Source organism: Bartonella sp. MR100HLJHH, from assembly GCF_042194215.1.
Lineage (GTDB): Bacteria > Pseudomonadota > Alphaproteobacteria > Rhizobiales > Rhizobiaceae > Bartonella > Bartonella grahamii.
Genome location: NZ_JBHIMR010000034.1, coordinates 1 through 4,470 on the forward strand (window position 1 = coordinate 1; position 4,470 = coordinate 4,470).

Below are 4,470 nucleotides of genomic sequence, written 5' to 3' on the forward strand. Positions count from 1 at the left end.
CCAAGCAGGGACTGTGGAAGCCCAAGAGGGAGCATTAACCCTTCAGGTGCGTGATGGGGTCGCAAATAGCGGCACAATGCGCGGTGAGAGTGTCGATGCTCATATTGGTGCATTTACCAATCAAGGGACGTTTATTGCAACCGATGATTTGCATTTGATGGTAAGTGCACAAGAAGGCGCCGATCCGCAACAAGCCTTTCTGAAGAATACATCCGAAGGGGTTCTTCAAAGTGGTGGTGTTTTTGTTGTGATCGCAGGGCAATTAGACAATGCCGGTGTGCTTGGCTCTAGTGGTGAGAATGTTGCCCTCAATGTGGCAGGAAATGTCAGCAATAGCGGGCTGATTTACGCCAAAAAATCTATGGATCTATTCAGTGATGGTAATCTGACCAACACACAGGGCAGAATTATTGCTGAAGATGCTCTCAGCATTGGTGGGCTGAAAGAGACACGTGCTGGTCATATAAATAATGAGGCTGGTCTTCTCAGTGCTTTAGCCGGTGAGATGAAGATTGTTGCAACGTCTTTTGTCAATAAAAGCGCTGAAACGATAAATTCAGACCAACAAAACGCTACACATGATGAAGGTGCACATGTTTTAGCGCGGGATGGTTTGCGCATTGATGTGGGCAGTTTTGAGAATGTTGATGGTCTCATTTCTACGCAAGGGGCAGTCAATATTGTTGCTGATAGTGTGATCCAAGCAGGGCAGATAGAGATTGAGCGTGGTGACCTTCAACTGACCAGCCATGGTGATTTAACCAATAGTGGTACGATAGCAAGCAATGGCGCAATCACTGTGCATGCGCAAAACACTCTGAACCAAACGGGGCGCATTGTTTCGCAAAAGCGGATAGAACTCTCAACCGATGGCACCTTGACGCTGGGTGAGACAAGCCAAGTTGGCGCCTATGATGTAACGCTGAAGGCAGGCACTCTCGCCCAAGCTGGGCTTGTGGAAGCGCAAGGCGGAGTACTTACTCTCAACAGCCATGATGTTTTAAGTAATTCCGGTATCATGGTGGGCACTGTTGTTGATGCGAAGCTTGGGTCTTTAGCCAATTCCGGTCAGCTTTTAGCCAGTGACAGTTTTACGCTTATGGCAGAAAGCCATGATCCGTCATTGGGGCAAGCTGCTCTGGTTTTAAATGGTGAAGACGGTGTACTCAAAAGTGGTGGCGCTTTTGTTTTAACCGCAGATGTTTTGGACAATGCCGGCAGTATTGGTTCAAGTGGTGATGGGGTTGCGCTCAATGTGAGCGCAGATCTGAGTAATAGTGGGCTGATTTATGCCAAGAAATCTGCCATTTTCTCCTTAGATGGGGATTTTATCAATAAGTTTGCCGACGTTATTGCTGAAGACAATCTCATCATCCGTGGTTTAAGTGGAGAGCGGGCTGGTCATGTCATCAATAGTTCGGGGCTTTTAGAAGCCGTGTCAGGCGATATGACCTTCGATGTCTCAGCGCTTACCAACATGCGTGAAGGTGGGGTTGAAGTTAGCGATAAAGTGGTTGGTCATAGTTACGTGCAAGGAGAATGGGAAGAAATCCCAGGTGTTGATAAACACACAAAGATCAAGAAAAATATCGACACTACGATCATTCGTCAGCAGCCTCATTTTACCAATAATGCTGCACAGATTTTAGTAGGACGTCATCTGACAATTAATGCCGGTGATATCCGCAATAGCTATAGCTTGATTGCTGCCAATGGCAATATTGAGATGCATGGCGATACGCTGCTCAATGAGGGGCGTGATTTAATCGAAACAACTAAGGTTGTGACTGAAACACGCTACAGACATAAAGACTGTAATATGTGGACCAATCCAGGGTGTATAGCGCATGGTGCAGACGAATGGGACGGTCCTACTTTTACCCAAACACCCAAGCGTACCTATGATGCTGTTTACGGCACGATTGAAGCTGGTGGCACGCTTGATGCTAAGTTGACAGGCTATATTGATAATCATGCGGTGCGTGAGGGGGTTGAGCAAGTTGGCTTAAGCTCTGGCGATAAAGGTTTGGCTGGTGTTAAAAACACCGATTTTGATGGTTCAAAACCACTGATTAGTGATGATCGATTGGACGGCATTATCAATGGTTTGAAAGGACACAAAGGGCTTTTTGCACCGAGCATCCAAACACCCGCACCAGAATCCATACAGGTGCCAACGCAAGATGGGCTTAGCTCTGTCAAGACAGAGTTAGCTGGCAGCCAATCACCGGATGTGCCGTTTTTAGTTGAGACGCGACAGGACTTTATCAACCCAAGTAAATTTTTAGGATCGGACTATTACTTAAAAAAGATTGGCAATTATAAGCCTGAGCACGTGTTTAAAAGATTGGGCGATGCTTATTTTGAATATCGTCTGGTGGGTGAGCAAATCTTTGAGCTGACAGGCAATCGCACTCTTCTTGATGTTGAAGATCCCAATGCTCAAATGCAAAGGCTCTATGACAATGCTGTGGAGCAGCAAGGTCCTTTGGGGTTAGAGCTAGGCAAGCCCTTAACGCCTCAGCAGATTGCTGGGATCAAAAAGGATATGATCTGGCTTGAAATTCACCTTGTCGACGGACAAGAGGTCTTAGTGCCCCACGTTTATTTGGCACCAAATTCTTCTTCAGAACAAGGGATAAAAAACGCACAAGGATTGCAAGGAAATCTTGCTAGTGCACGTTTGAAAGGGAATGGGGTCACCTTGAATGCGGACCGTCTTATCAATAGCGGTGCTGTGGTAAGTGATGATGCACTGCACGTTTCGACTACGCAAACTTTGTTCAATAATGGTGGGTTTTTAGATGCCAGAGGTGCTGTAGAGCTCACCAGTAACGGTCTTTTAGCCAATTCTTCCGGTGTTATTCATGGTGATACGGTTACCATGACGGGTGATACGATTGTCAATAGCACCGCTAAAATCCGTGACACGAATGCATATGGTTTTGGTGATCGAGCTGGGCAGAAGGGACAAATTCTCTCTGATCATGAATTAAACATCCAATCCCTTAGTGATCTTGGCGCAGAGGGTGGGGAATTCACCAGCGGCGGTTCGACGACGATGATTATCGGTGGTTCTGCCACGTTTAGTGCATTGGCGCTAGAAAGTGAACATGAGCAGACATTGGAAAAAGGGCATTATAACGCCCAAAGCAGAGAGCACCGTTTGAGTGAAGTTAACAGTGGGGATGATCTTAACGTTGTTACGAACGACGACCTCATTATGGATGGGGTTAAGGTAAAAGTAGAAGGTAATGGGAATCTCACCAGTGGTGGTGCTTTCACGCTGACTTCGGTGCAAGACGTTAACAGTTTTGACTTGGATCTTAGGGGCAAAGAAGGCGACAAATCGAAACAAAAGAATAAGTTTCGTCAACAATCAACTGAAGTTACCACAAACAAAAGCACGGTGGAGTTTAGCAAAGACCTCTCCATACACGCGCAAAATGGGGATCTCACACTTGGTGCAGCAGGGCTATCAAGTGGTGGCGAGATGCATTTGACATCAGATAATGGAAAGATCAAGTTTCTCACCAACAAGGATCAAGATTTTAAGGATACGTATCAGCGTAATGAAAACCTTGTGTGGTGGAGTGAGGGTGACGAAGGTTACCTTAAGGAGACCATCGAGCATGTCACCATAGATGCTAAGGGTGGCATGAAGCTTGATGCAGGCAATGGCTTTGTTGTTGAATATGAGGCAACCGGTGATTTAGACAAATCCCTTGAGCAATTGTCACACTCTCCAGGCTTGGCATGGATCAAGCAACTGCGTGATGATCCAGAATTATCCAAGCAAGTTGATTGGCAAGCAGTTCGAGCTGAGTTTAAAGACTGGGATTATAAAGCCCAAGGATTGACAGAAGCCGGTGCGGCTCTCGTGGCATTGGCTGTCACGGCGGTTACGGGTGGAGCAGCATCGGGCGCTGCCAGTGCCATTACCGGTGCTTTGGGGCTTGGCTCGAGCACCGCCATGAATGCGGCGATACAGGCAGGTGTCCAAGCACTGATTAACAAAAGCGCTGTGGCTCTTGTCAATAATCGCGGCAATATTGCCGGCGCCTTGCATGAGCTTGGTTCTTCCAAGAATATTCTCAGCATTGTTTCGTCGATGTTGACAGCGGGCTTAACCAGCCAAATAACGGAAATGGTTGGTGTTGGACAATCTTTGCCAAAAACCGCTCCTTTTGTCGATCGTATCGCCCTTGAAGCGGAAAAGAACCTGATCAAAGCCGCTATTGGCACAGGCGTGCAAACGGCTCTTGAGGGTGGCTCTCTTGACAAGAACTTTTTTAACAATCTGCGCATCGCCCTGTCTGATACGGTTGGCAAATCGTTGGCAGAAGAAATCGGTACCGCCAAGGCAGAAGGCAAAATAGATACGATCACACAAATTGTTGCCCATGCTGGTCTTGGCTGCTTAAAAGGCGCGGTTGCGAGTGGCGCTTGCTCTGCCGGTGCTATCGGCGG

The 4,470-nt window shown here is 47.2% G+C and carries 1 protein-coding gene; it reads left to right on the top strand.

Going from position 1 to position 4,470, the window contains the following annotated elements; genetic code table 11:
• The coding region (locus ACFIJ7_RS08925) for a DUF637 domain-containing protein (protein WP_375645116.1) at positions 1 to 4,470 on the top strand (4,470 nt) is incomplete at both ends.